The organism is Prochlorococcus sp. MIT 1201, assembly GCF_047303415.1.
GTDB lineage: Bacteria > Cyanobacteriota > Cyanobacteriia > PCC-6307 > Cyanobiaceae > Prochlorococcus > Prochlorococcus marinus_D.
Window position 1 is genome coordinate 1,596,964 of record NZ_CP138947.1, and the last position, 25,696, is coordinate 1,622,659.

Annotated in this window: 25 protein-coding genes and 1 riboswitch; of the genes, 10 read left to right on the plus strand and 15 right to left on the minus strand. The window is 47.6% G+C overall.

Annotated elements, in window-relative coordinates; translation table 11 throughout:
* Nucleotides 1-4: 4 nt before the first annotated feature.
* Together SIB41_RS07635 and SIB41_RS07640 are read right to left on the minus strand one after the other, a co-directional pair.
* A complete protein-coding gene (locus SIB41_RS07635) occupies nucleotides 5-919 on the minus strand; it encodes a hypothetical protein (protein WP_413357974.1) in 915 nt (304 codons plus the stop codon).
* Between the two features lie 170 nt (nucleotides 920-1,089).
* The gene (locus tag SIB41_RS07640; RefSeq protein WP_413357976.1) at nucleotides 1,090-2,313 is read right to left on the minus strand and encodes a tyrosine-type recombinase/integrase; all 1,224 of its coding nucleotides are present in this window, start codon (nucleotides 2,311-2,313) and stop codon (nucleotides 1,090-1,092) included.
* A 34-nt stretch (nucleotides 2,314-2,347) separates the two neighbouring features.
* Here SIB41_RS07640 and SIB41_RS07645 point away from each other — a divergent pair, with 34 nt between their 5' ends.
* Both SIB41_RS07645 and SIB41_RS07650 read left to right on the plus strand, forming a co-directional pair.
* The gene (locus SIB41_RS07645; RefSeq protein WP_413357978.1) at nucleotides 2,348-3,550 is read left to right on the plus strand and encodes an aminotransferase class V-fold PLP-dependent enzyme; all 1,203 of its coding nucleotides are present in this window, start codon (nucleotides 2,348-2,350) and stop codon (nucleotides 3,548-3,550) included.
* Between the two features lie 279 nt (nucleotides 3,551-3,829).
* Nucleotides 3,830-3,988: riboswitch (cobalamin riboswitch) on the plus strand.
* Nucleotides 3,989-4,035: 47 nt separating this feature from the next.
* The gene (locus SIB41_RS07650; protein WP_413357980.1) at nucleotides 4,036-4,656 is read left to right on the plus strand and encodes a HupE/UreJ family protein; all 621 of its coding nucleotides are present in this window, start codon (nucleotides 4,036-4,038) and stop codon (nucleotides 4,654-4,656) included.
* A gap of 217 nt (nucleotides 4,657-4,873) precedes the next feature.
* Here SIB41_RS07650 and SIB41_RS07655 read toward each other — a convergent pair whose 3' ends face one another.
* Genes SIB41_RS07655 through yidD form a run of 3 tightly spaced genes read right to left on the minus strand, consistent with a single transcriptional unit; the run spans nucleotide 4,874 to nucleotide 7,003 of the window.
* Entirely contained in the window at nucleotides 4,874-6,397 is a 1,524-nt protein-coding gene (locus SIB41_RS07655) for a UDP-N-acetylmuramoyl-L-alanyl-D-glutamate--2,6-diaminopimelate ligase (RefSeq protein ID WP_413361469.1), read from the minus strand.
* 28 nt (nucleotides 6,398-6,425) lie between these two features.
* Nucleotides 6,426-6,737 (minus strand): glutaredoxin family protein, encoded by a 312-nt coding sequence (locus SIB41_RS07660; RefSeq protein WP_413357982.1) that lies wholly within the window; start codon nucleotides 6,735-6,737, stop codon nucleotides 6,426-6,428.
* Nucleotides 6,737-7,003, minus strand: a complete 267-nt coding sequence (gene yidD / locus SIB41_RS07665) for a membrane protein insertion efficiency factor YidD (RefSeq protein WP_063419664.1) — start codon at nucleotides 7,001-7,003, stop codon at nucleotides 6,737-6,739. Before yidD ends, SIB41_RS07660 begins: the two co-directional genes overlap by 1 nt.
* A gap of 79 nt (nucleotides 7,004-7,082) precedes the next feature.
* On the opposite strand from yidD, the gene rpsD reads away from it, so the two are divergent.
* The 4 genes from rpsD (at nucleotide 7,083) to SIB41_RS07685 (ending at nucleotide 9,491) form a co-directional block, all read left to right on the plus strand.
* A complete protein-coding gene (gene rpsD, locus SIB41_RS07670) occupies nucleotides 7,083-7,691 on the plus strand; it encodes a 30S ribosomal protein S4 (protein WP_011129606.1) in 609 nt (202 codons plus the stop codon).
* 894 nt (nucleotides 7,692-8,585) lie between these two features.
* Nucleotides 8,586-8,762, plus strand: a complete 177-nt coding sequence (locus tag SIB41_RS07675) for a CCRG-2 family RiPP (RefSeq protein WP_413357984.1) — start codon at nucleotides 8,586-8,588, stop codon at nucleotides 8,760-8,762.
* Between the two features lie 101 nt (nucleotides 8,763-8,863).
* Nucleotides 8,864-9,130 carry a bacteriocin gene (locus SIB41_RS07680; protein WP_413357986.1) on the plus strand — a complete coding sequence of 89 codons (267 nt, stop codon included), beginning with the start codon at nucleotides 8,864-8,866 and terminating at the stop codon, nucleotides 9,128-9,130.
* Nucleotides 9,131-9,236: 106 nt separating this feature from the next.
* Nucleotides 9,237-9,491 carry a bacteriocin gene (locus SIB41_RS07685; protein WP_413357988.1) on the plus strand — a complete coding sequence of 85 codons (255 nt, stop codon included), beginning with the start codon at nucleotides 9,237-9,239 and terminating at the stop codon, nucleotides 9,489-9,491.
* On the opposite strand, the gene SIB41_RS07690 is transcribed toward SIB41_RS07685, so the two are convergent.
* The 8 genes from SIB41_RS07690 to SIB41_RS07725 all read right to left on the minus strand — a co-directional run bounded on the left by SIB41_RS07690 (nucleotide 9,492) and on the right by SIB41_RS07725 (nucleotide 17,262).
* Complete coding sequence (locus tag SIB41_RS07690) at nucleotides 9,492-9,794, minus strand: hypothetical protein (RefSeq protein WP_413357990.1); 303 nt, start codon at nucleotides 9,792-9,794, stop codon at nucleotides 9,492-9,494. It abuts the gene before it with no gap.
* An 846-nt stretch (nucleotides 9,795-10,640) separates the two neighbouring features.
* Nucleotides 10,641-11,168, minus strand: a complete 528-nt coding sequence (locus tag SIB41_RS07695; protein WP_413357992.1) for a hypothetical protein — start codon at nucleotides 11,166-11,168, stop codon at nucleotides 10,641-10,643.
* Nucleotides 11,165-11,482: a hypothetical protein gene (locus SIB41_RS07700; RefSeq protein ID WP_413357993.1), complete on the minus strand. Its 318-nt coding sequence runs from the start codon at nucleotides 11,480-11,482 to the stop codon at nucleotides 11,165-11,167. Before SIB41_RS07700 ends, SIB41_RS07695 begins: the two co-directional genes overlap by 4 nt.
* Nucleotides 11,483-11,730: 248 nt before the next feature.
* Nucleotides 11,731-12,111 carry a hypothetical protein gene (locus SIB41_RS07705; RefSeq protein WP_413357995.1) on the minus strand — a complete coding sequence of 127 codons (381 nt, stop codon included), beginning with the start codon at nucleotides 12,109-12,111 and terminating at the stop codon, nucleotides 11,731-11,733.
* 886 nt (nucleotides 12,112-12,997) lie between these two features.
* Nucleotides 12,998-13,201, minus strand: coding sequence for a hypothetical protein (locus tag SIB41_RS07710; RefSeq protein ID WP_413357997.1), 204 nt, complete (start codon nucleotides 13,199-13,201; stop codon nucleotides 12,998-13,000).
* A 411-nt stretch (nucleotides 13,202-13,612) separates the two neighbouring features.
* The gene (locus SIB41_RS07715) at nucleotides 13,613-14,605 is read right to left on the minus strand and encodes a carbamoyl-phosphate synthase (RefSeq protein WP_413357999.1); all 993 of its coding nucleotides are present in this window, start codon (nucleotides 14,603-14,605) and stop codon (nucleotides 13,613-13,615) included.
* Between the two features lie 191 nt (nucleotides 14,606-14,796).
* Entirely contained in the window at nucleotides 14,797-15,525 is a 729-nt protein-coding gene (locus tag SIB41_RS07720) for a hypothetical protein (RefSeq protein ID WP_413358001.1), read from the minus strand.
* A gap of 204 nt (nucleotides 15,526-15,729) precedes the next feature.
* Nucleotides 15,730-17,262, minus strand: a complete 1,533-nt coding sequence (locus SIB41_RS07725) for a tyrosine-type recombinase/integrase (protein WP_413358003.1) — start codon at nucleotides 17,260-17,262, stop codon at nucleotides 15,730-15,732.
* A gap of 225 nt (nucleotides 17,263-17,487) precedes the next feature.
* Between SIB41_RS07725 and SIB41_RS07730 the strand changes: the two genes are divergently transcribed.
* The 3 genes from SIB41_RS07730 to cysK all read left to right on the plus strand — a co-directional run bounded on the left by SIB41_RS07730 (nucleotide 17,488) and on the right by cysK (nucleotide 21,206).
* Nucleotides 17,488-18,657 (plus strand): trans-sulfuration enzyme family protein, encoded by a 1,170-nt coding sequence (locus SIB41_RS07730; protein WP_413358005.1) that lies wholly within the window; start codon nucleotides 17,488-17,490, stop codon nucleotides 18,655-18,657.
* Entirely contained in the window at nucleotides 18,654-20,123 is a 1,470-nt protein-coding gene (locus SIB41_RS07735; protein WP_413358007.1) for a PLP-dependent transferase, read from the plus strand. Before SIB41_RS07730 ends, SIB41_RS07735 begins: the two co-directional genes overlap by 4 nt.
* A gap of 96 nt (nucleotides 20,124-20,219) precedes the next feature.
* Nucleotides 20,220-21,206 (plus strand): cysteine synthase A, encoded by a 987-nt coding sequence (cysK, locus tag SIB41_RS07740; RefSeq protein WP_011129603.1) that lies wholly within the window; start codon nucleotides 20,220-20,222, stop codon nucleotides 21,204-21,206.
* Between the two features lie 22 nt (nucleotides 21,207-21,228).
* Here cysK and queA read toward each other — a convergent pair whose 3' ends face one another.
* Nucleotides 21,229-22,344: a tRNA preQ1(34) S-adenosylmethionine ribosyltransferase-isomerase QueA gene (queA, locus tag SIB41_RS07745; protein ID WP_413358009.1), complete on the minus strand. Its 1,116-nt coding sequence runs from the start codon at nucleotides 22,342-22,344 to the stop codon at nucleotides 21,229-21,231.
* Between the two features lie 1,105 nt (nucleotides 22,345-23,449).
* The gene (locus SIB41_RS07750; RefSeq protein WP_413358011.1) at nucleotides 23,450-24,769 is read right to left on the minus strand and encodes a dihydrolipoamide acetyltransferase family protein; all 1,320 of its coding nucleotides are present in this window, start codon (nucleotides 24,767-24,769) and stop codon (nucleotides 23,450-23,452) included.
* 217 nt (nucleotides 24,770-24,986) lie between these two features.
* Here SIB41_RS07750 and SIB41_RS07755 point away from each other — a divergent pair, with 217 nt between their 5' ends.
* A complete protein-coding gene (locus tag SIB41_RS07755; RefSeq protein WP_413358013.1) occupies nucleotides 24,987-25,346 on the plus strand; it encodes a hypothetical protein in 360 nt (119 codons plus the stop codon).
* Nucleotides 25,347-25,696 lie beyond the last annotated feature (350 nt).

Here is a 25,696-nt window from a genome sequence, read left to right on the forward strand (position 1 = left end):
GTTTTCAGTCAAGAGCATCAAAGAAGCGCTTGATGATTAGCTCTTCTGGTGTCGTTGATGCTTTAGGTCTTTTAGGAGTCAGCTGTAAGGGGGTAGGCGTTAGTTGACCTTCTTTGTCTCGAGTCTCTTCTCTAATCCCCTCTAGCCATTCATCGAGCATCTCATCTGTCATTTCAGGTTCTAAGGCTTCTGCTTGTTTTCGTTGTTGCTCTTGTTGCCAGATCTCAGTTGCGAGCTGCTCATCCCAAATCTGGTAAGAGATCATGATGCGGAAGATCTCCTCTTCTTTTTGATTGAGAGCTTCTGTGTCTTTGAAGTCATTGATGATCTGATCGATGAGATCGTCTGCATCTAGCTGCAGCATGGCGTCGATAGTCGTTAGCTGTGCTTGATCGCCAAGCTGCTGCATCATCAAGCCTCGTTGTTCGTAGAGCTGCTTGTCTTTTTCTTGGCCCAATGCTTCTGCTTGTTGGTAAGCAGCTTTGGCTGATGCTTTGAGCTTTGTGAGCTTGGATGGCTCGCCTTTGTGCGTTTGGCTCCATTGCTTAGCCAATGAGTCTTGAGAGAGCTTGGGAGTGTCTTGCAGCTTGGTGATGGTTTCATCTTTGATGGCTTTAGCGAGCCAGATGATTGCAAGCCTGAGGATTTCTTTGTCTGTGAGTTCGAGTTGATCAGCTAAGCAGATTGCCTGATGCTTTTCTGCTTTAGGAAGACTCACCCAGAGAGGTCTAGAGCGCCCTGTATGGCCGTTGTTTGTTGTTGACGCTCTTGCGCATCTAGAGGCGCTTTGCAGGACCTTAAAGCCGCTTCTAGAGGCCTCGTGCAAGGCGATGCGAATGGCTTCCCTTTGATTACATTGAAGCGAGTTAATAAGACCTTCTAGCATTTGATCTTCTTGCGCAGATAGAATCGTTGTCATGCGTGCTGCACACTTTTGAGTTGATTTAATGATTGGATGCTTTGAAGAATCAAAGCGATGCTGCTTGATGGGAAAGAAGGTCTTGGATTTTGATGTTGTATTGAACTTGTTTCGGTTATTGTTGGCCATAGTTAACCTTTAAATATTTTTAGTAAATCGACTATCTCTTTTCAAGACAACGAATTGACTGCCTCAACAACCTTTTTCCATACTGAGCCTCCATACATTTGTGTCGTAGATCGAGGGCTATGGCCTAGAAGCAAACCTATGACCTTTTCTGAATAGTCCAGCTCAACGAGCTGGGCAGTTACTCGATCTCTAAAATCCTTGGGTGATAGACCTGTTATTTGCTTGCATGGCTTTGAAAGATTATGCCCCCAACGAATTTCATTTGTTTTGCGATCAATCGTTTTTAGACTTGGCCATATCAGACCAGTAATTCTACGCAGTTCCTGCATTAATTCATAGATCTGTGGATGCAAAGGGATTTGACGTTGTGAATAATGGGTCTTTAAACTTCTCTCATCAGACCAAGTAACATTGAAGCGATCATCATTGATATCTTCTCCTTTTAAACCACATACTTCAGAAAGACGGCAACCACTGTAATAAAGGATTTGAAAGATCGGGAGATATTGACTGTTGCTTTGATCCCACTCATTAATGGGCCGACAAATAAACGAGCCTTTCTTTTGCAACTGCCTAGCAACCTCTCCAGGAGTCAATCGCACTGAAGCTGGCAAACCCTTAAAAATATGCGCTACACCTCGCGCTTCACTCAAGCTGGTCCATAGGCCTGAGAGATAAGCCAGCTGCACTTTTACAGTGTTCTTACTTAATCCCCTACCTAACAACTTTTGCTTGTAGGCCTCAGCCATTTCGCGCGTACACGAAAGAGGGCTCGCTACTTGGCAAAAACTCATGAACGCTTCTAGAGCCTTGACCCACTGCACGTAGGTTCTTGAGGCAGGTTCTTTTTGTTGACGTCGTAACTCAAGCAAATCTTCTGGCATCAACAAGCTTTCAGACTTTTCGATGCCTTGGAGCAGATCAAAACCTCTTTTGGCCTGTTCACTACTTAAGAGGCCTTGAACTCTCAACATCTCAAGGCCGACTGCCATATCACCCTTCTCAGCCTGAGGAGTCAGCCCAGGCAGAGCCTCTAACAGCTCATCAGTAGTCAAGGCAGCTTGCCCCCGTGCCTCCGCAATCAGCGCATCAGTTCTCTGCAAGAAAGCCTTCTGGCGGGCTCTTGCCTCATGCAGAGTCTTCCCACCTGGCTCTTTAAACACTGCTTTGCCAATCACGCTCCTCAAATCCATAGGAACTGCCCGTTGCAGCACGTAGCTTTGACGAGCCTTAGTGATGTAGTTCGGGACCTTTCTGAACGGCACCTATACCAACAGCTATACCAACGCTATTCTAGTGATGCTTAGAGATCTCTGCCCAGCACTAGCTAACAAGACCTACTTCAACTACGGCGGCCAAGGACCACTGCCAACGCCATCACTAGAAGCAATCACCTGCAGCTGGAAACGTATTCAGGAACTAGGGCCGTTTACCAACAGCGTGTGGCCCTATGTGGCCAAAGAAATCCAGGCCACTCGTTCACACTTAGCAAAGCTCTGCGGCGTTACCCCCCATCGCATCGCCCTCACTGAAAATGTCACCAGTGGCTGTGTCTTACCTCTCTGGGGCCTGCCTTTCTCAGAAGGCGATCGCTTGCTCATTAGCGACTGTGAACATCCAGGAGTTGTTGCTGCATGCATCGAACTTGCCCGCCGACAACACCTGGAAATAGACACGCTGCCTGTAAAAAACTTGCGTCATGGTGCTAACGATCAAGCAACTAGTGACAGCCTTGTGCTGGAAAGACTTGAGCAACACCTCAAACCAAGCACAAGGCTGGTGGTGCTCTCCCACCTGCTTTGGAATACAGGCCAATTGATGCCGATCTCGGCTGTTTCAACAGCCCTCAGCCATCATCCACAACAGCCTTTCTTGCTCGTGGATGCCGCCCAAAGCTTCGCCCAAGTTCCGGTACAGGAAGCCGCTGCTGCTTCAGACATCTATGCCTTTACGGGGCACAAATGGGCCTGCGGGCCGGAAGGGCTTGGTGGAGTCGCCCTCTCAGAACGGGTGCTCGCCGAAGCGAATCCCACCCTGATTGGCTGGCGCAGCTTGCAGAACGAAGGCCATCTTCAAAACAACCTGGACGAACTCTTCCATCACGACAGTCGACGCTTTGAGGTAGCAACCTCCTGCGTGCCGCTGATGGCAGGCCTGCGCTGTTCGTTGGAGCTGCTCGAAACCGCAGACTCGCAGCAAGAACGACTGAGCCAGATTCGCCAAGGCAGCCAACAACTATGGAATCAACTACAACAGCTCACAGGCGTTGAAACTCTGCTCAAGAGTGCCCCAGCCGCTGGTCTTGTCAGCTTTGAGTTACCCCAAGGCCCCCCAGCTCCTGATGTGGTTCAACAATTAGGAAACGATCAGCTCTGGATTCGGCATCTCGAAGATCCAATCTGCCTACGTGCCTGCGTGCACATCACCACTGAAGAGCAAGAACTCAACAAACTTACAACCGCACTCAAGCAGCTAGCTAGCAAAGGAGAGCCAAGCAATTAACCGTTAGCTGCGTTATGTTCTTTGCCAAAAGCAGATCAATAATCGATCTCAAAAGTTCAATTATCGACGACAAAATAAGCCTATGAATCAGAAGCAAAGTTAAATCCAGCCTCTAAGAGCATGCCTGATGTGCATCAAATCATAAAGCCATTAATTAAATATATTTAAAAGGAAGAACAGCCGATACTTAGACAAGAGAGGTGGATTTATTCAGCACTTAATTAGCACTTACCCAAGCCGTTAAAGCACTACATCGGCAATGATCTCACAAAATTGCTATAGTTGATTCTTCAAGTCGGTTTCAGCAGGGATCAGCTGCTGAAGGAAACGGGGAAAGTTCGGTGAGAGTCCGGCGCTGTCCCGCAGCTGTAAAGCGCAACCACCCTTCTTAGGGCACTTGCGCGAGTCAGAACACCCGCCGAATTTCCATCGACGAGGATCGAATCATTCCTACCAAGCTTGTCCATCGGCGCCCTTCCACACTATTGAGCAGCTACAGCTGGCTCATTGCAGCCATCCTCTCCACTCCAGCATTACTAGCGATGCTGGTGAGACCAGCTTTCGCCCATCACCCCTTCGCAATGCCAGAAGCGGGAAATCTCAATGCCCTGCAGGGTTTAATCAGTGGGGTTGGCCATCCACTACTGGGGCCAGACCACCTCTTGTTTCTGTTGGCGATTGGCTTCGTGGGCTTGAACAGACCACGCCAATGGCTGGCACCATTACTAGCAGCTGGTCTTCTCGGTAGTGCGATCTCCCTACTCACCCCCCTCCCAGAAACTCTCTCTGTTTATGCAGAAGCACTTGTCTCACTGAGCCTTCTCGTAGCTGGCCTTGTGGCTTTAGGCAAAGCATCTCCCTTGCTTTTGGTCCCTTTAATTTCCCTACATGGATATCTATTAGGCGGGGCAATCATAGGAGCCGAACCAACTCCACTAACAGCTTATTTCCTAGGATTGTTCATTAGTCAGGGAAGTATTCTTTTACTTGTTACAACATATTCAAAGCGTCTTCTTGATAGCATCGGCAATGGCGGGCAACGCATTGCCGCAGGGATTTGGATCGGCATTGGAGCCGCTTTTAGCTGGTCGCTATTAATTCCTTAAAAGACAAGCTACTTGTAAATTAAGTCTTCTATTTTAAACAAAGAAAACAGTTGTCCATTTGATGCGAAATATAAAACTTCAGCCAACGATCACCAGACCCTTTAAGAGCCACAACAAGATCAACAACGTCAAGGCCTTATTTTTTTCTTAGTGTGAACTCTTTGTAAACACTAAGAACAAAGCCTAATCAAAGACCCTCTGTTCGATAGAGGGTGCATCAACTTTGCAGTCGCAATCTGAGCGCCCGTTCAGATTCCTCGCGATCATCAAAATGCACCTTGCTGGTTCCGAGGATCTGATAATCCTCATGGCCCTTGCCTGCCACCAACACCACATCACCAGGAGCTGCCTCGGCAATCGCAAGCGCAATCGCCACCGCCCGGTCAACCTCCACAGTTAAGGCTGTGCCTTGAGGGATTCCAGCCACCACATCAACCAGTATTTGCTGGGGATCTTCTGTGCGGGGATTGTCTGAGGTCACCACCACGCGATCGGCCAACCGCGCTGCAATCGCAGCCATCTGAGAACGCTTGCCACGGTCTCTGTCTCCTCCACAACCAAACACGCAACACAAGTTTTTACTGGTGAACGGCCTGGAAGCCGTCAAGGCATTCTCCAGACCATCAGGGGTGTGGGCGTAATCCACCAACACAGTGGGCACTTGACTGGCATCAGCTGCATGGATCAACACGCGCTCCATCCGCCCAGGTACGCCGCGGAAGTCTGCGATCGCTTTCAACAACAACTCCAAAGGCAAGCCCTGTTGCAACAAGACCCCAACCGCCTGAAGCAAGTTCATCAAGTTGAAGCGACCCAGTAATGGAGAGTCAAACCAGCCCTCACCACAAGGGCTGATCAGGCGACCTTGAACCCCAGCGGAGCTCATCGTCAGCTCCGTCATTGTCAGTTCAGCGTCAGCTCGCTGCAAAACACCCTTGGCAAGAGAACTGCGCCAACAGGTATCGCCGAGACGCTGAGCCAATCTTGCGCCCCAGGGGCCATCAATATTCACCACCGCCTTGGCTGATCCAGATTCCAGCAAAGGTGGTGCAAACAGCTGCGCCTTGGCCTCGAAGTAAGCCTCCATCGAAGAGTGATAGTCAAGATGATCTTGAGTGAGGTTGGTAAACACGGCACCAGCAAAACGACATCCCGCCACCCGTTGCTGTTCAAGGGCATGAGAGCTCACCTCCATCGCTCCCAACTCAGCACCGGCCTCAACCGCTTGCGCTAACTGAGCCTGAAGGCGATCAGCAAAGGCCGTGGTATGCGTTGCGGGAACGCTGTAGTTAGGCCAGCGATTCACGAGGGTGCCAAACAAGGCAGTTGATCTGCCCACAGCCACACTGAGATGTTCAATCAGATGGGTGGTGGTGGTTTTGCCATTCGTCCCCGTTACCCCGATCAGAGCAAATCTCGAGGAGGGCTGCTGCCAAAAGGCCGCTGCCAGCTGTCCAACCCATGCTGCAACCGGCTCCGGTACCACCACTACCGCATCTGTAGGCCCAGGCGGCTGCAAGGCTGCTGCTGCCGGACCAATCACCGCCGCCTCTGCACCAGCGGCCAAAGCCTGACGCCAAAAGCTGCCGCCATCAACCTGTTCACCAGGTAAGCCAAGGAATAAACAGCCTCGCGTAACCGAACGGGAATCACAGCTAACCATTGCCAGACAGGGATTCGCCAATCCCTCCGGCACAGGGAGTCCTACAGCCCGCAACAATGAATGGAGCATCTGGGTCATTCCAGGCCCGCCCATGAATGGAGCCGTTCTAGTCCGATCCAAGCGCCTTGGTGCAGGCCTGTTGCAACCAGCTGAACAGTCCTTCCCCCCCAAGCCGCGGCGACACCCGCGGCAGCTCTAGCGAAAACTGTTGCTCCAGTTCAACCAACACCAAAACAGGAACCTGCAAGTCGTAACGGTCGCGGATACTGGCGGGTGTCGCACCATCATCGATATTGATCACACACAGCGTTAAAGGTGGCTGGAGTTGATCCAAAGCCAGCTCACGCAGGCGTTGTTCAAGCCCCTCACAGAGACAACAACCATTGCGGCTGTAAAGCAACAACCTCAAGGCCTGCATTAATCAGGCACCGGGTCGCAACCACAGGGGGTAAAAGGATGGCAACGAGACAGGCGCCGCAGGGTGAGCCAACCACCTCGCCATGGTCCATGACGCTGGATCGCTTCAAGCCCGTAAGCACTGCAACTTGGGATGAAGCGGCAATGGGGCCCAAGTAAAGGGGAAAGCCAGGTTCGATACAAGCCAATCAAGGCAAGCAGAACTGAACCAATGGCTCGATTGAGCAGTGCAAAGATGCCGCCGGATAGAGTATTGGATTCGCGCATAGCGAGCCGAAGGCTGGGCCTTGAGGTCCAGCATGACGTATCAGGAGCGCGAATTATTCTATCCAACCTGCCTTAACTCATGTCTCGATACCGCGGCCCTCGACTGAGGATCACGCGGCGCTTGGGAGATCTACCAGGTCTCACCCGGAAGGCCGCTAAGCGGTCCCATCCCCCCGGTCAGCACGGCCAAGCCCGTCGCAAGCGCTCCGAATACGCAATCCGCCTCGAAGAAAAACAGAAGCTCCGCTTCAACTACGGGATTTCCGAACGGCAGCTTGTGCGCTACGTGAAGAAAGCCCGTGCCCAAGATGGCTCTACAGGAACCAACCTGCTCAAGCTGTTGGAGAACAGACTCGATAACGTCTGCTTCCGCCTCGGTTTTGGGCCCACAGTTCCAGGTGCTCGTCAACTGGTGAACCATGGCCATGTGACCGTGAACGGCCGTGTTCTCGACATTGCTAGCTACCAATGCAAAGCCGGTGATGTGGTTGCCATTAGAGAGCGCAAAGGCAGCAAAAAGCTGGCCGAAGCGAACCTAGAGTTCCCCGGATTGGCAAATGTGCCGCCACATATCGAGCTCGATAAAGCAAAAATGAGCGCCAAGATCATTAGCAAGTGCGAACGCGAATGGGTCGCACTTGAGATCAACGAACTGCTGGTGGTGGAGTACTACTCCAGAAAGGTTTAGATTTCCTTCAAACCTTTTCCACTGGAAGGGTTCTCTCTTTTGAGAATCACATTGTAGTTATATTGTATAGGCCCTGGAATCTGAGTAGAAGTACCCATTCCTCGGTCTTTACAAAACTACCAATACAGATCACGATTCACGCACAACCTGCTCTCAATAGCGCTATTTACTGAGAATCTCGCTGGTTAATTGGTGATTTACTACTGTATGTAGTATTTTTTACCAGTTATACCAGCATTTTCAATGGGATTATTGTATAGAAGTAAAGAATTTATTGTATAAAGATGATTAGAGTTCTGTTTTCCACAGTATATAAAACTTCTGAAGGGGGCTATGGGGCAATGAGGTCCTTCTACATACGTTATATCCCTTCAGACAATTGTGTCAGAAAAGTTCGGCTCGATCTGGAATTATTTTTTTCTAGAAATTCCTTCAAGAACCGCTATAGTATCTAGACATACATACACCTATTGAAAACACCTAGTATCCTCATACTTCTCACATTCCTTGTATCACTGCCTTCAATCGCTGAAGAGTTAGAACAAAATAAACCAAAGAAGCAACCAGAACTAACACCAGTTATACGGGCTATGTTCTCAAGTCCAAGGAATAGGGATGTAAGAGTGCACGATGCAGCACCATGCCGCGGGTTTATTAAGTGCGGTAAGTACCAAGATGGCACGATCAGCCCAATTAAGTTTCCAGGTGAAGATTAGATTGTATAGTCTACTTTAGTTGATTTGAAGCTTCTTCAAATATTCCAGTTCTAGAAATTCCTCTCAGGACCTGTGACCAAGATCACAACTAACAATGATTCGGATCAATGACGTATAAGAGGAATTGGTAGATGATGTGTTCATCAGAGAGATAGATCTCTCACAACCATTCAAACCAATGACTAACAACGAACTTACGATTGAAGAGCTACAGGGAATTGCAGGTGGGTTTGATCCTGGAGATTGTGTGAGCACTCTAACTAGTCAAGTAGGATCACGTTTCGGGATGACGAGAAGGGATTGGGAGATAAGTTCGACTTTGATTGATGGTGGTGAAGGACACGACCTTCAGTGACTACATTGATGAAAAGGTGAACTCAAGCTGGTTCATCTACTATTACATTCATAGCAATTCCTCTGAGGTTAGCTATACTTAGCGAAGAGTATTTACACCTAATGACTGACCCTAAAGAAAACGAAGAACTCAATGAGGAACTGTCAACTGACGAGTTGAAGAGTGTTAGCGGTGGGGTTGTCATTCGTGATAACGACAGGATGTTGAAAGGGAATAGAACTTCAATTACTTGGAGAGAAGACGGGGCAAACAGGTTGTCAAATGGTATTGATGCTAAAGGATCTGGTTCAGGAATGACAGTCCAAGATTGGAATAGAGCTAATAAGTCTAGCGGGTTTCTGATCGTTGATGAGATTGAAGAGAGCTAATAAGAGTAGTATAGTAGGTGGAACTATGTGCAGCTGACTAGAAATAAAAAATACGCTAGCCAATCCTCACGTTATTTAACCAATCCAACATCTCAAAAACAAACAAATGACTGAACCCAACAACACAAGCGAAGAAATCAACGAGGAACTCTCAACTGACGAGTTAAAGAATGTTAGTGGTGGGATTGTCATTCGTGGTAACGACACAATGTTGAGAGGAAATGGTCCAAGTAAGTGGGGGGAAATCTGTGACGTTGGAGCTTCTCTGAGAAACCCACAAGGTTCTGGTTCAGGAATGACAAAAGCTGATTTTGAAAGAGCTAATAAGACAGGTGTTGGTGGTGAATACTACAATGAGTAGCTAGCCAATCCTCACGTTATTTAACCAATCTAACATTTCCTCCTTTTGTTTTTTGAGTTCTGCTGGTGATGTCTTACCAGGTTTAGATGGATTAGCTTTTGTATATGGAGCCTCAAGACGGTTGGCTCCTTTATTATGTGTTTGCTTTACTGGCTGTTTAGGGATCTGTTTGATTGGTTTGTTAATGGTAAGTGGTTGTTGCGCTTGCAATTCCTTTTGTTGTAGCTGTTCTATTTCAGGGATTAGCAGTTGCTGGACTTTGAGTTGCCTTCCCTTACTTGAAATTAATTGGTTACGTGCCATTGGTAAATATATTATGGGTAATGAGCCGAAGATAAATTGCACATCGAAAGTAGATCAGTCCACCCTTCTGAAGTACTTGTATCTATACAGGCTCTATTAAGCTAAATAAACTATGTATGTAGCTTAAGGTTGTGTTAATGAATTAAAGTCTTTATATGTCACTAGGCGAGGCAAGTGAAAGAAAGGACTAAAAACCCTATGTAGTTAAGTCTTAAATCAAAGACGTCACCAAGGCATACAGCAAACAAATCAGGAACCCTAAAACCTGGAAAGAAAGCAGAGTTAGATACTTTAATCTAAGACTTAACTTTAATTTCAACAGTAGCATGACTGTTAGCACAGTTATTTTATGGAAGATAACTAAACTTACGCACTAATGATTGCTCATTAGCTATGTCATTTCGTTTAAAGTCCAACTTGACTTTGTTTATTCCTGTATGGGGAAGTGGTCATTCTTTCCCCTGTATACATCGGTGGTTGACCTTTCCCCTGTATACGTGCGTTACCGGTCTATTCTCCTGTATACATGACTGATCTGTCTTTCCCCTGTATAGGTGCGTTACCGCAATTCTTCCCTGTATAGGTGTGTCATGTAACTACCCTGTATACATCAGTCATTGGGTTTCGCTGTATAGGTGTGTCATTGGTTCTCCTGTATATGTAAGTCATCGTTTCTTCCGGTATACGTCAGTTAACAAACTTCCCCTGTATATGTCAGGGGTTGAACAGTCCATTCTAGAAGCCTCTCAGACGACTAAAAGGAGCCTCTTGGTGGTTTGCCTCATGAGCAATGGTTAAGGCCCCTTCCAGGCGATTTTGGAGGGCTCTGGTGAGCAATTAGAGTTCCTATTTAGTAGTCTTTTCCTTCCAATCTGTTATTGAAGGGTTATCGTAAGGGTTAAGTCCCTTGTCTCTACCGTGTGTTTCTTGTGGACCTTGGCTTGCTGGTAAGCGGTAATTTGGAATAGGCCTTGAGTCTTGTTTTTTCCAGCGTGAAAATGCTGTCATAAAATCACCTTGGGCCTCTAAATTCGCAAATATGAAAAGTGCTGTTTTCTCAGCGCCTTTTTCACCTTGATATGTGATGTAATTATAGTATTCATTTGAATTCCAAGCGGGATTATTCTCCTGATCAAAGTGATAGCTTATGAATTGTGACCTGTGGATTCCACCTTGACCCTCAACCCACATTGATGATCCTTGAAATCTTATGCGGCACTCGTTCTTAATTTTACGACACCATGCATCATGATAACTTTTTGGACTTTCGTTAAATAGACCAATAGGGAAGTCTGCATCTCCAAAGTCTGCTCTTGCTTGAGATCCAGAGAACAAAAATAGCGTAACTACTAATAGTCTAATCAGGTTTCTCATTTAACTCCCTCTACACACCAGAAGAATGTCTTAATCATTTTAGTATTCTTTCCTATCATCATTGCACCTTGCTCAGTACACTGATCAATAGAGCTTACAGGTATTGAGACAGAAGATCCATCTAAACCCATACCAGCTCCACGTAGGAATGTAACTACAAGATATACAACCGGGGTGGCATCTGCTTTTTTATGTTGAGTTTCAACAGTTGCCTCGAAGCTATGATTTTCAACAACTTGCGATTCAGCAATGACTGGCTGATTGACGATTAATGGACTCAGCAATAGGCCAATGGCCTTTAACTTGATATTCATTGACCAAATCATTAGGCAATTAAACTATACTTCTATCCTTGATATTTAGCAAATAACTTAATCTTTATGCATCCTCTAATTACGTAGCTTATTGATAGCTGATCTATGAGATTCTAGTTCAAATTCTTTTTGACGTTTAATCACAATCTAGTTTAGCGTACTTAGCTCACACCAACAAATGCTGATCGAGCAAATGCAGAAGGAGGATTCGATCCTCAGCATCACGCTATGACATCTGCTTATAATAGTTAGAAATTATCTAGCTTAAGCTGTTTATATGCAAGTGCACAAGTTAAAATAATAATATTGTACATATGCACAGCCATATTTTTATAGTTAATGACATCAACCAAAGCATCCATCTTTTCAGTAAATAGATGTTCTCTGTCTTTATCGTTCAGATCACAAATCCCAGATATATTATCCTTAGAGCTTGTGACCTCACAGTCTAATTCCATAAGAATTCTACCAACAAAAGCTATTGATCTACCTATCTCCCAACTATCCATCTTTAAGTCGTATTTATTAGCTAGACCCTTAGCATTTTTCCTGAGTTGCTTGGGAGTTATCTTCCACGCTTGTTCTCCAATTTCAATCTGATTGTTCAATTCCAATACTATTTCTGACATGATAATTCTTTAGGTGGATAAGTTGAATTAGATAGGCTTGATAATGTTATTTTGGATGAGCATGCTTCTAATGAAGCCACTGTTATCCATACCGACTTCTTGAGCGGCTTTCTTGAGGTTGACAACATCTTCAGTTGTTGCTCTAAACGTGATTGTTCGATCCATCTTAGAGTTTCTTGTTATTTTTCTAGGCATTTGATTCAGCTCGTTTTAATTCCGAGTCAATTTGAACACGGAGTGTATATAGGTCATTAATAGTCAGATCTGCTACGTGAAGCATCTCTGAAGGTGCTTCTCCTGTGAGGATATCTCCATGCAGAATCAAGAGTCTATTATCACAGCATTGGCATTTCTCTAGGCTTGATACAGGAATAGTAGATTGCATTTGAATTTAATAGTAAGTGAATATTGATCAGTGATGTGCTCGGGTTTATTGACGGTCTGATTTCGTCAGTTAATTATCAGTACAATTTATTCTGTACTAATAATGTTCTACAAGAATAGTGCTAGATACAGCTAGTTATTCTGTAGCAAGTTCTTTGTAGTATATAGTTGAGCTGGAGAAACTGTTGTAGTATCCCTAATGCAAGCAGCTTCTCCCACCAACAGAACTACTATAGCACAGACAAGCCGTTTTGTCAAGGGGTAATCACTAATTGGAAGCTATCAATTTTATTAGACAGTCTTTCTAATTAGAAATCACTACAATTCGAAAACACTCAAATAGTGAATGCAGGCATAACGACCAGCTGAGCATTGGCAACGGCATCCTGCCGCTTCATCCTCTATCTATATGGCCAGCGGAAGCTGAGACAGGGCTGAGAATCTGGGATCTCCGCATGAAAAAGAGGCAGTCGGTAGACCACCTCATGATTCTCAACCTGATTCAACCTGTTATTGCTCCAATAAGTAGTGCAGTAATAAGACCTCCAAATATTCCTGCTGGTAGTAACTCCTCTCGTGCTTGCTTGAGCTGATTTTGGGAAGCTTTGTAGGCATCGAAGATCTCGGTCTTAAGGTGTTGCTTGGTGATGACGGTATCATTTTGATCAAGGTCTGCAAAAAGAGACGTGACATTTGGTAGGTTCATCGTAGGTAGTTGGTGTATCAACGTCCCGATTCAGCATGAGACAGCGTGATAGATGAATGAATGATTCATATCGATAGGTATTTTCACACTCATCAAGTATTACTTTGTCGCTTGCTGCAGCTAGGCATGTTCCTTTACTCAGTTGGTACAGCTCTGTTCGAGCTGGATCGTGTGGCAAATTCTGAGTCCCAATCCGTCGGGACCACCGCACTATAGCAGAGAAAAGAGCAGATTTAATCAGTTACCAGGTATCGATGGTTGCATCAAGCCAATAGTGAGGTGGTTAAAGAAATAAAAAGCCCCTGCAATTGCAGAGGCTTTTGGCGGGTATACTCCATCACGATTCTAGTCACGTGGCTTAACCCCTGGGGATCACAACTCAGATTGGGGATCCGGTGGGATCCGTGCAAACTACCAGTTGGACGGGTTGTACTCACACATACCCTCACAGCAATCACCACCACACCAGCAATCGCAATCGTGCACCCTCACATCTCGATTGGCTGGTGTTGTAGATAACGCTTGAATTGCAGGCATCACTGCTGGTTCACTCTTGCTTGGTGCTCCATAGCCATTGCTTCCAAAGCGATATTTAATGTCTGCTGTAAAGCGTGTATCAAAGGCTTCGTCGTAGGAGAGATTGGCTCCAAGAGTTAAACCATTGCTGATGTTGTAAGCCAGTCTTCCTTTAACACCAGAACCATCAGCATCACCGAGATCACCTTGTTGGTAGTAATAACCACAAGAGGCATTGAGATCTGGTGTGATGCTGTAGCCAACATCTAAGCCAAAGGTATCTAAAGCACCACCTTGGTAATGGCTGTTCAGCTTGTGTTCCACATCACCAATAGGAACGAGTGCATAGGCATTGAAGTCCCAGCTATCAGAGACTGCTTCTAACCCTGCAGCAACTTGAGAGAAGAAGACATCACGCTTGTCTGTGACATTGACGCTGGTATCAGCATCACCGGTATTCATTGGCCGGCTGTCATAGCCAGCATTGATGCCATACATCCAGCTGCGATCACCATTGAGCCAGCGATAGCCAAGCCTGGTTGATGTGCTGATCGTGGTACCAGCGACATCGGTATTAACAATGCTGCTTTCACCCTCACGATCAGCGAAGTTGGCATTGGCTAAGGCATCGATAAACCAAACGCTGTTCTCACCAACGGCAATCGGTAGGAACGCTCCAATACCGGCTTGATTGGGTGTACCTGCTCCTTGCAGTGCACCTTGGAATCCCCAGTTGAACTGCACAGCGTCTTTGAGGTTGATCTCCATCACCCCCAGATCTGCGGCACTGCCATTCTCTTGAGCAGCGACTGGCTGAATGGGAGAGCTTGCTAATGCAAGAGCAGCAGCACCAGCAAGCGATAGAGGAAGACGAAAGGAACGCTGCATTGGAGTCGAGTGAGAGCTGGGGAGTTTATATATAAAATTAATATTAGCCTGAATTTCAAGAAAGCAATGAATTGCACTTTATTTCTTCATCTTGCAAGTTGAGTGAATCCTTAAATAGTATTAAGTTGCTTAGATGCTAATATTACTCAATAACAATCCACATTTGGAAATATTTTGACGATTTGCATTCTCTATACAGACTCTCTAGCTTTAGCCAGTTCCTCCTCAAGCGCTTCAGCCTTGGCCTTCCACGTCGCCTTCACTTTGGCAAGTTCGCCTTGAAGCTCTGCATTTGAGTTTTCGAGCCTAGAGATTTTCGACATTGAACTATTTAATTTAGTCTCTAGTCCTTCAACAATTCCTTGATAATGCTTGACTGCCTCCTCTTTAGTGGCGTCTTCACTCAGTGTTTTGATGGCCTTCTTTGATTCCTTAAGAGCTTTCTTCGGCCTTGACTCCCTAAGTATCTTTTTGACTTCTGCTTCGCTGATACCCGCTCCTTCCACTTCAACTATCTTTTGAGTTAGCTTCTGCTGTATGCCTTTGTCATTTACACGGGCAATTGTGCCAAGCGTTCTAGCGGAAATATTAGTCAAGAACCTGTCAGGCACTTGATGTTCTGAGAGCCACTTGTTCGCTGCGACCAGGTCTTGGGCAACACTCTTGGAGAAGTGCAGGTCTCCAGAGTCAAGCAGGGCCGTCCAGTTGCCTTTGCTTTTAGCGTTGACCTGGATATCGCACAGGACTTGAGCGCATGCCCTTACTGAGTTCCCAGCAGTATCCCAAGCTTCATTTGCAATGACGACTCTTGCCTTTAGCAGGCCCCGCTCGTCCTGGCTTAAGCCCTTGACAGCATTTTCGTTGAGCACCACTCCGGATACATCAACGTCGCTTAGCCTTTGAATAGCGGAGGTGGTCAACTGGCTCGTCCGTATCTATTGAAAAGGATACCTTCTTGTTGCGAGCCCGCAAGAACTAATACACTTGAACCAGCGCCACTCTTGTTGCGTGAGTGTGCCTACTTGCTTGGATGCCTGTCGTAATTAAGCAGTGACTTTAATGTTTGTATTTCCTTCAATCGGTATATAAGAATAGCTCTGTCACCTTTGACAATGCTTTTACATTTACTGTTCTTCAGCAGTAACTGTTTGGCCTCTGTTAGTGGTACTTCTATTTTTGCTTGAAGATCGTTGATATGAATTTGAATCATCCTTGCTCCAATTGCTTTGCGTGTGTTTAGTTATTCCTTGTTCTATATCATCTTCAATGTAACTGCCAGTATCTGTTTTCCTTCTACCTTGAACCCCATATTGAAAGTCTGTTACCTGCTTAGCTTTCGAACCCATATCAAGTTTGGCATAATACCTTTCACAAACGGATACTGTGTGACCGGCTAACTTTGCAGTAGTGTAAATATCTTTACCCTGTAGTATCAAATTGCAGATGTAAGTACTTCTGAGGCTATAGATTGTATAAGGACGATCACTGAAAACATAAGGCTTTAATTTACCCTTCAGAATTTCCATCAATTTATACCAGTATCTATTGTAATTATTATAGCTAAATTGTTTCATACCATTACCTGGATTACCGAAGATTAAAGTCTCATCTGTGATTTCAATTCCAGGATAATGTTTATCAATATGCTTTTTTTGTTCTTTTCTCCATTGAGTTAGCTGACTATCAACACCATTAGTCGGGACAGTCCGTTGCTTACCTGTTTTCGTATTCTTAATATAAATAACAGCCACCCATTTATCCTTCATCACTTGATCAGTTTTAGACCATCTACCAACATTCTCACGTTTCACATCACACCATCTTAATTGATTTAATTCTCTATTAGGCCTTAATCCACTGTTTTTAGCAATCAAACACCATCTATAAAACATCTTACTGAAATAATCAGTTCGAATGTTAGATTTACTGTTATCTTTTAGTACCTTTAGCCCATTCAATATGCTATTCCAGTTCTCATTTTCAATTAAGGGAGGATTGGCGTCAAGTTCTGATTCATTTATTTTTATTAATGGTGTTATTGATTTCAAATCGACTCCACTAGCAATCAAGTTATTACGATCACAGTAATTTACAATGAAGTCCTTAATATGTATCAACTCTAATCTTCTAGTAGACTTTGCAGCATCTCTCCAAAATGGATAATCATTAAATGTATTGTTATCTATCTGTATTGTTTTTGTTATCTTAATCGAATCAAGGTATGGTATCAGTTGATTACGGAGTATTAAACGTTTATCGTTATAGGTCTTTTCAACTATAAGTCCTGAATCAACCTTCTTGCGAATCCTACTCAGATAATCATCTACGCAATTACTAATCTCACGAGATTTCTGACGTTGTTTCTTTATATAGTTGTTCAATTTACTTATATCACTTTCATTATCCCTATCTTTAGTATTCTTTATGAATGATACTCCAGCTTCAATTGCTTTAATTTCTTCCCTAAGTTCTGTATAAGCATCTATGAAGTTTTCAACTGCTGATTCAATTGTATTTGCATTCTTGATTAATTTATATCTATAAGTATTCGTCCCTTTTACCATTTCACGGTAGTAAAACTTTTCAGTATCGGTAATGTATGAGAACACCACACCTTTCCCGCCTAATACCTTTTCTTTTACGTGAATCCTCGGCAAATCATCCTTCTGTGACTTGAAACAGTATAGACGATTATTGTATAGAAATTGTGGATTATTTAGTTACAAGATGTAAATCCCTTACCATTGCTCTATACTCAAGGAAAGTCCATACTACTCCAGAAAGGTTTGAAACAACATCAGCCAAGCGTTCTTCAACAGGCCCCTGCTTTGCAGGGGCTTTTTGTTGCTGTTGCCTACCCTGCTCAAAGCCCTCTCTAGATCGTGGCCCCAGCTCAAAGCGATCAACAGCAGGTTGCAGGGATCAGCACCCGCGCCATCCACCACGGCGAAAGCTTTGCAGCAGAGACCGGTGCCGTGATGCCACCGATCTTTACCAGTTCAACCTTTGCCCACGGCAATCCTAAGGGCTTCGACTACACCCGTTCAGGCAATCCCAATTTCCGCATCCTCGAATCAGTGTTGGCAGCCGTGGAAAGCTGTCAATTCGCCACTGTCTTCTCTTCAGGGGTAAGCGCCATCACAGCTATCGCCTCCACACTGCAAGCCGGAGATCTGGTGCTCTTTGAGGAGAATCTTTACGGCTGCACCGTGCGCTTATTCGAGCAGGTTTTTAGTCGTTTTGGTGTACAAACAGCCTGGCTGGATTTCACCAATCCATCAGCTCTTGATGCCATTGCAGTTCAAAAACCCACAATGATCTGGCTGGAGAGTCCAACCAATCCCCTGCTCAAAGTGATCGATCTGGCGGCCGTCTGTGATGCCGCTGCAGCAGAAAAAATCCCAGTTGTCGTCGACAACACGTTTGCCACAGCCCTACTGCAACAACCACTGCAGCTAGGCGCCACCCTCTCACTCACCAGCACCACCAAATACATCAACGGCCATTCCGATGCCCTTGGAGGTGTGGTCTGCAGCGACGACCCGCAATGGCAGCAAAAGATGGTGTTCGCACAAAAGGCCTTGGGATTACAACCCTCCCCATTTGACGCCTGGTTGATTACTCGCGGCATCAAAACCTTGCCACTCAGGCTGGAACGCCAAATCACTAATGCTGCCGCCATCGCTGATCAACTGGCCAGCCATCCACGCATGCACTGGGTGCGCTATCCATTCCGTTCAGACCATCCCCAGCAGGCTGTAGCCCGCAAGCAGATGAGTGGTGGTGGTGCCATTGTCACGGCCAGTCTCAACGCTGACCAAAGCCAGACTTACGCCTTCTGCAAGAGCCTGCGCTATTTCACGATGGCCGAAAGCCTGGGCGGTGTTGAAAGCCTCGTTTGTCATCCCGCCACCATGACCCATGCCTCAGTCGATCCAGAAGTCAAGCGAAAACTTGGCATCGATGATGGTCTGGTGCGCTTCTCCGTGGGCTGCGAAGACCTCGCTGATCTCAGCACAGATTTAGATCAAGCCCTCAAACAGCTGCAGTGAGCCCACGCGACCTACTGCAGGATCCCTGCTGGCACGCTGATGACCTCGGCAAAGCTCTACCAGATAGTCCCCATGCTGTTTCGGTAGCCCTACCCCGCTGGCAAGACGTGGTCGCCTATGAGGAGAAAGACCCTGCTTGTCTCAAGGCCCTGCAGGCCATCTACCCCCGTTTCGGCTTCCATCCACTGGTAGCAGAGATCGCCCAAAAAGCACGGGAAGAGCATGGCTGTGCAGATGGCAGTGCCTGGCCCTATCCCACTGCGGCAGCCGCTGAGCGAGCCAAGTTTCATTGCCAGCGCAGTGAGCCAATGGCAAAAACAACCATCAAAACCGTACTGGGCCTGCCATGTTTGCTCACCGACGCAAAAGGCTGCAGCGCTGCAAAGGCCTTCTGGCAACACAGCGGCCTTGGTGCATCCTCACGTCAGGCTGCTAGCGCACTTGGGCACGAACCATTCCCCTCACTGCAAGCCAGCGCGGACGCCCAGACGTTGCTAAGACGACGACTCGCAGAGATCTATGGCTGCGAGCCAGAGCTGGTGCAGCTGCATCCCTCAGGGATGGCTGCTCTCACCAAAGCCCTGCAAGCGATCACAGCGTTACGCCCCGGCAAACCTTGCTTGCAGCTTGGCTTCCCCTATGTGGATGTGCTCAAGCTGCCTGAGGTGGTGTTTGAAGGTTGCGACCTTCTACTGACAACAGATCTGAACCGATTGGCCCTGGAGTTCGATCGCAGACAACCAGCCGCTGTGATCGTTGAGCTACCCAGCAACCCCATGCTGCAGTGTGTCGACCTGCCAGCGGTAGCCCGCCTAGCACAGGCTCGTGGTATCCCCGTGATCGCTGATGACACCATCGGCTCACCGCTCAATCTTGATGCCCTGCCCCATGCAGACCTGGTGTTTAGCTCCCTAACCAAAAGCTTCGCCGGCCGTGGTGACATCCTGGCGGGTTCTCTCGTTGTAAGCCCCAACTCCCGCTGGCGAGAGGAGCTGTCCAGAGAGTTCTCGACTGCCCTTGCTCCCCTCGGGGATGCTGATGCCATCGCCTTAGAAGAGGCCAGCCGAGATGTGGCCCAGCGGCTGCCGCAGCTCAACAACGCCTGCCAAGCCTTGGCAAGCAAACTGGCAAACCATCCTGCCGTTACTCGCGTCCACCATCCAGGCCAATGCGCCAACTTCCAAGCCCTGATGCGAACTGGCGCCGGCCACGGTTGCCTGCTCTCTTTTGAGCTATCGGGGGGGGTAGCGCAAGCCAAGCGGGTGTATGACGCCCTGCAGGTTTGCAAAGGTCCAAGCCTCGGCACAAGCTTCACGCTGGTGTGCCCCTATGTACTGCTCGCCCATTACAACGAACTGAGCTGGGCAGAATCCTGTGGAGTGCCAAGCCATCTGCTGCGTGTATCCGTAGGGCTTGAAGATCCCGATACCCTTTGGCAACGCTTTGAGATGGCGTTGAAGGCCTAACCGTAAGCAACCCATCACATGGTCGTCACAACAGATCATCGTCCTCACCAATCAAGCCAAATTCCAGCTAATGATGTGGTCGATTCATATGCAAGCATGTCCCGCATTTACGAAGACAACAGCCAGGCAATCGGCAACACTCCACTGGTCAAACTGCACGCCGTCAGCAAAAACGCCAAGGCAACTGTTCTCGCAAAGATTGAAGGCCGCAATCCCGCCTACAGCGTGAAATGCCGCATTGGCGCCAACATGATCTGGGATGCCGAAAAGCGCGGTTTACTGAGCAAAGAGCGCACGATCATTGAGCCCACCTCTGGTAACACCGGCATAGCTCTGGCCTACACAGCAGCAGCCCGCGGCTACAAACTGATCCTCACCATGCCCGAATCAATGTCGCTAGAACGGCGGCGGGTGATGGCAGTGCTTGGTGCAGAACTCATCCTCACAGAAGCCGCCAAGGGAATGCCAGGCGCCATTGCCAAGGCAAAAGAGATCGCCGAAAGCGACCCCCAGAAATACTTCATGCCCGGTCAGTTTGAGAATCCGGCCAATCCCGACATCCACAGCAAAACAACCGGTCCAGAAATCTGGAACGACTGTGATGGCGCCATTGATGTGCTCGTGTCTGGCGTAGGCACCGGCGGCACGATCACAGGTGTCTCCCGTTACATCAAGCAGGAGAAAGGTAAAGCCATCATTTCTGTAGCCGTCGAACCAACCCATAGCCCGGTCATCAGCCAAACCCTCAACGGGGAAGAGGTCAAACCTGGTCCTCACAAAATCCAGGGCATTGGAGCCGGCTTCATTCCCAAAAACCTCGATCTTTCTTTAGTGGATCGTGTTGAGCAGGTCAGCAATGATGAATCCATCGCCATGGCCCTGCGCTTGGCAAATGAAGAAGGTCTACTGGTGGGCATCTCCAGTGGTGCGGCAGTTGCAGCGGCTATTCGCCTGGCAGAACAACCCGAATTTGCGGGCAAAACCATCGTGGTAGTGCTGCCAGACATGGCCGAGCGTTATCTCTCTTCAGTGATGTTTGAGAGTGTGCCCACAGGCATCATTCAGGCCCCTGTAGCTGCCTAAATCGCCTCCAGCTAGAAACTGATCAACAGGGGCGGGCCGCTGGCAACACCGCCTCTGGATCAATCCACATCGCATCGCCATAAGAGAAAAAACGATATTGGTGCTCAATGGCCTCGGCATAGAGCGCCAGCAGCCGTTCACGACCAACCATGGCACTCACCAACAGCAATAGAGAGCTTTTGGGCAAATGGAAGTTGGTGAGCAGTCCATCCACCACGGCAAAGCGGTAACCCGGCTGAATCACCAAATCCACAGGTCCACAAAACGACTGCAGGAATCCGCCACCTGCCAAAGCAGCACCTTCAAGGGCCCTGACACTGGTGGTTCCCACAGCAATCACCCGGCCTGCTCGTGCTCGACAAGCCATCACCGCCTCAACAACTTCGTCGCGCACCTCCACCCACTCGCTGTGAAGCTGCAAATGCCTCAGATCCTCAGTTTCAACAGGTCGAAAGGTGCCTAAGCCCACATGCAAGGTGACACTGGTCAGCATCACTCCCCGCTGCTTGAGAGCCTCCAATAACTCATCACTGAGATGAAGCCCCGCCGTTGGCGCCGCAACAGCACCGGGGCGAGATGCATAACGGGTCTGATAACGCTCGCTATCACTTGGATCATGACGTTGGATATAAGGCGGCAATGGCACTTCGCCGTAGCGCTCAAGCAGCAACTCAAGCTGCTCGGCATTGGCGTAATGGCTCGGGAACTGCACAACCCGTCCGCCACTAGCGCTGTCTTTGCTAATCACCTGCAAAGCAATGGGCTCCTCTCCTAGAGCCTCGAGCCAAAGCTGATCACCTGGGCGCAAACGTTTAGCAGGCCGGCCCAAACACAGCCAGCGACCCTCACCACGCGGCTCAAGCACCAACAACTCAGCCAATCCACCACCTGATCGCCGCACCCGCAGCCGAGCCTTAAGAACGCGAGTGTCATTGATGACAAGCAGATCACCAGCGCGCAATTCCTCCTGCCAATCCCAAACCTCGGCATGTCGAGCGATAGGAGGCTTCATCCCCAATGGCTGCACAATCAAAAGCCGCGCCGAATGTCTTGGCTCCACCGGCAGCTGAGCTATGCGCTCAGGATCAAGCGGATAGTCATAAGAACTGAGCAGAGAATCTCTTGGGTCTAGAACCATTCTTGAAGTCTTGCTTTATGAGTAGTGACGTTCAAAAAACCGTTCAGAAAGTTCTGGGTTCACAAACCACCAATTTTTTGGTCCGCTGGTCATTCATATCCATTTTAATGCTCGAACAGGGAAGAGCATCCACCAGAGCAGAGCGTCAGATCAGCAGCCCTTGCACAAAGGGTGAGAGCAAACCAAAGCAAATCTCCTGGTAATCAGCATAGGTTTTCTATCTTCTCTGCTGAGGGCGTTCAGCATCATCCTCATCGCGCATTGCTGCACCATGCACTTGATGCTATTCAGCTTAAAATAAATAGGGCGAAAACTATTGATTTACAGTTCAAAAATTTCTCTTGCAAAAATCATGCAAAAGCCTGCCTCTGCTGGGATTAAGTAAAAACTTGTGCGATCCAAGACGCAATTGATGCATGCATTTAATTGTTTGCATAGGATTACCTCTCAATGTCAATTCAAAATCATGATATTGACAAAATTGATCTTTACCTATGGCCCTGAGAAGAAAGCACATCATGCCATTACTTACATCAGATCCCTTGCAGAAATAAACCATCATGCTGAGCATTGCAAACTCGATCCTTTCGCATCTGTGCTCATTGCTCAAGAGTATACAATTGTCAGTAGCAATACAAGGTCAAAAGATTTGTCTATGCATGGGCATTGAAAGGATCAATTGCATCGCCTAACCAGCTTAACCTCCCAATCTAGTATGTTTCAATAGCACACGATTAAAATTACTAGAAAAGCGAATCTCTTTACTGCTTATTTTCTTTTCCTAATCACTATATTCTTCCCTCTATCAATTAAATCACAACCAAGCAAAGGTATCACTAATGACCATGATTATTACTCTCCATGGAGCCCTGGGGACGCTGGGGTTTATGTGAATAAAGATGGCTATGTCTTTGATACCTGCATGTCAAGATTTCCCGAAGATTGTGAAAAGGAACCCTACATAAATCTTGGCAAGTGGCAACGGATAAGTGATGAAGTCATGCAAACACAAAAGGGAACTTATTTCTGCAGAAACGAATCTCTTAAGAGAGGCACATCTATTAGCGAGCGGCAAAAGATTGTCAAACCTGGATCTGAATCCTGTTTAAAGCGCCAAACTCTCTACCCGCGTCTGAATCAGCTCTGCCAGATCCTTGAGGAAGGCTGCCCCATCGGCGCCATAAATCACGCGATGGTCGGCAGTGAGGTTCACCTGCATCTGGCGCTTGACCGCAATCGAGCCATCCTTTCCTGCCACCACAGAAGGCCGCGATGCAGCTACCGCCAAAATTGCGCCAGTGCCAGGGGGCAAGATTGCATCAAAGCGATCCACGCCAAACATACCCAGATTGGAGAGTGTGAAAGTACCAGTGCTGTATTCCTCGGGTTGCAGCTGCTTGCTGCGTGAACGCTTCACAAGATCGGCCCACTGCCGCGACATCTCATAAAGATCAGTGCGATCAGCATTCTGCAAAACCGGTGTAATCAGACCGCCATCGTCCATCGCCACTGCAATAGCAACATTCACCTGCTCTGGATACACCATGCCAGCGGTGCTGTAGGCAGCATTCACCTGGGGATGACGCACAAGCGTCAAGGCCACGGCTTTGGCCAGAAGGGCTGTCATCGTGACGCCCTTAGGCTTCACCTGCTTGTAAAAAGCATCCAACTGATCAGTCGTGATCGTGTAGCCAACCCTGAAGCAGGGGAAGGCCAAACTGGCCTCCATATTTCGGTTGACCGCTTGTTGGAGGTTGTTGAAGGCTGCAGTTTCTCCCGGGGCCCCAAAGCTCTGACCTGCAGGAGATGACACTGCATGAGCAACGCCTGCAGAAGTTGCATGCGTCGTTGCGAAAGAAGCGTTTCCTTCAGCAACCTGAGGCACACTGATCGGCTGACCTGCAGCCAGCTGCACGTCTTCAGCCTGGATACGGCCATGGGGTCCGCTACCCCTCAACTTGGCCAGATCAACACCCATCTGCTCAGCAAGTTTTTTAGCCCGCGGTGAAGCAACGATGCGTTTGTCAGTGTCTACTGCTTGGCTGGCAACAGGCGGCGGAGCAGCAACAGGGGGACTCTCCACGACGGGCGCTGGAGTAGATGCTGGGGCAGGGTCATCGACAACTTTTGCAGCAGTCTTGAGAGGGGCAGAATCAGACGCTGGCGCAGCAGGGGCATTGGCCTGAACAGCCGCGATTTCGGCCTCACTTTCAACGATCAAACCAATCGTTTCGCCCACTGGAGCCGAACGACCAGCAGGCATCAAGACCGCGGCCAAGTAGCCATCTTGAAATGACTCAACATCCATATCCGCTTTATCTGACTCCACCACAAGCACCGACTCACCACGCCCAACCTTGTCGCCAGGTTGCTTAAGCCACTCAACGATCTTGCCCTCCGTCATCGTTGAGCTCAGAGCAGGCATGAAAATGTCGTGAGTTGCGATAGTCCTGTCCTCGACTTGAATTTTGAGGGGTGCTCAAACCTCGTTGCAACGTTCCTAAGGCAAATATCAGGAGTTGGCTGAAGTTGATCAATCAAAATTTTAAAGCGAAGGCCCCCTCGCGGCAGCCTCGCCTATACAAAAGAGTCGCTATGTATAGGCAAGGCTGTTAAATTTGCCCATACACAGTCAGTCGATCGTGAGAGCAGGGCAATTCTCGGCAAACTTTCATCCTGATTTGCTGGATGCATTCAGATCACGCTGTAAGCAGAAGGGTGAAAAATACACAAAGGTCCTGGAACAATTGGCAACGTTATATCTGCAATCAGAGGGATCGATCCTTTTCAATCATGCTGCCTTAGAGCCTGAAGCCAAAAGTCATGGCCCAACTGAAAGCATCAAGGCGCAAAACCCTCTGCTTGAACTAGAGAAAAAAATCAAGAAACTGGAAGAGCAGGGCGAGAAAACTGATTACGCTATCGGCGATGCATTCGACAGAATAATGGATTGCGAACGAGTATTAGGGATAGGCAAATACTCAAAAGCCATGCAAGTATGAACACATCATTCTCAAAAAGCTGATTGATTCAGAAAGGCTGAAGCGATTTCTAGCATTATATTAATGCTTAAGCGTCAACACTGGGGCTCGAGATATTTATTGGTCAAATGAATAATCCAAAAGCCAATCAAATAGATGCCAGACAAACAAAATGCCATAGCTGAACATTTCAATCAAAGTCGCATGAGTGTGATGAAGTAAGCGAAGAGAATTATGCTCCCAAATCGAAGGGTGATGTAATGCATCAGCTGCCTACTGGAGACAGCCAACAATCAGCATCTCAAGCCAATCGCGCAAGAGTCTATGCAATCAGATTTACAATTAGTGGCCATATGAAAGCTGTGACAAAT

Coding starts and splice junctions, on each gene's coding strand:
- SIB41_RS07645 (WP_413357978.1), top strand. CDS start 2,348: ATGCTTAGAGATCTCTGCCCAGCACTAGCTAACAAGACCTACTTCAAC.
- SIB41_RS07695 (WP_413357992.1), bottom strand. CDS start 11,168: ATGAGAAACCTGATTAGACTATTAGTAGTTACGCTATTTTTGTTCTCT.
- SIB41_RS07705 (WP_413357995.1), bottom strand. CDS start 12,111: ATGTCAGAAATAGTATTGGAATTGAACAATCAGATTGAAATTGGAGAA.
- rpsD (WP_011129606.1), top strand. CDS start 7,083: ATGTCTCGATACCGCGGCCCTCGACTGAGGATCACGCGGCGCTTGGGA.
- SIB41_RS07655 (WP_413361469.1), bottom strand. CDS start 6,397: ATGACCCAGATGCTCCATTCATTGTTGCGGGCTGTAGGACTCCCTGTG.
- SIB41_RS07685 (WP_413357988.1), top strand. CDS start 9,237: ATGACTGAACCCAACAACACAAGCGAAGAAATCAACGAGGAACTCTCA.
- yidD (WP_063419664.1), bottom strand. CDS start 7,003: ATGCGCGAATCCAATACTCTATCCGGCGGCATCTTTGCACTGCTCAAT.
- SIB41_RS07680 (WP_413357986.1), top strand. CDS start 8,864: ATGACTGACCCTAAAGAAAACGAAGAACTCAATGAGGAACTGTCAACT.
- SIB41_RS07700 (WP_413357993.1), bottom strand. CDS start 11,482: ATGAATATCAAGTTAAAGGCCATTGGCCTATTGCTGAGTCCATTAATC.
- SIB41_RS07660 (WP_413357982.1), bottom strand. CDS start 6,737: ATGCAGGCCTTGAGGTTGTTGCTTTACAGCCGCAATGGTTGTTGTCTC.
- SIB41_RS07710 (WP_413357997.1), bottom strand. CDS start 13,201: ATGAACCTACCAAATGTCACGTCTCTTTTTGCAGACCTTGATCAAAAT.
- SIB41_RS07750 (WP_413358011.1), bottom strand. CDS start 24,769: ATGCCTGCTCTGAGCTCAACGATGACGGAGGGCAAGATCGTTGAGTGG.
- SIB41_RS07715 (WP_413357999.1), bottom strand. CDS start 14,605: ATGCAGCGTTCCTTTCGTCTTCCTCTATCGCTTGCTGGTGCTGCTGCT.
- cysK (WP_011129603.1), top strand. CDS start 20,220: ATGTCCCGCATTTACGAAGACAACAGCCAGGCAATCGGCAACACTCCA.
- queA (WP_413358009.1), bottom strand. CDS start 22,344: ATGGTTCTAGACCCAAGAGATTCTCTGCTCAGTTCTTATGACTATCCG.
- SIB41_RS07635 (WP_413357974.1), bottom strand. CDS start 919: ATGACAACGATTCTATCTGCGCAAGAAGATCAAATGCTAGAAGGTCTT.
- SIB41_RS07690 (WP_413357990.1), bottom strand. CDS start 9,794: ATGGCACGTAACCAATTAATTTCAAGTAAGGGAAGGCAACTCAAAGTC.
- SIB41_RS07675 (WP_413357984.1), top strand. CDS start 8,586: ATGACTAACAACGAACTTACGATTGAAGAGCTACAGGGAATTGCAGGT.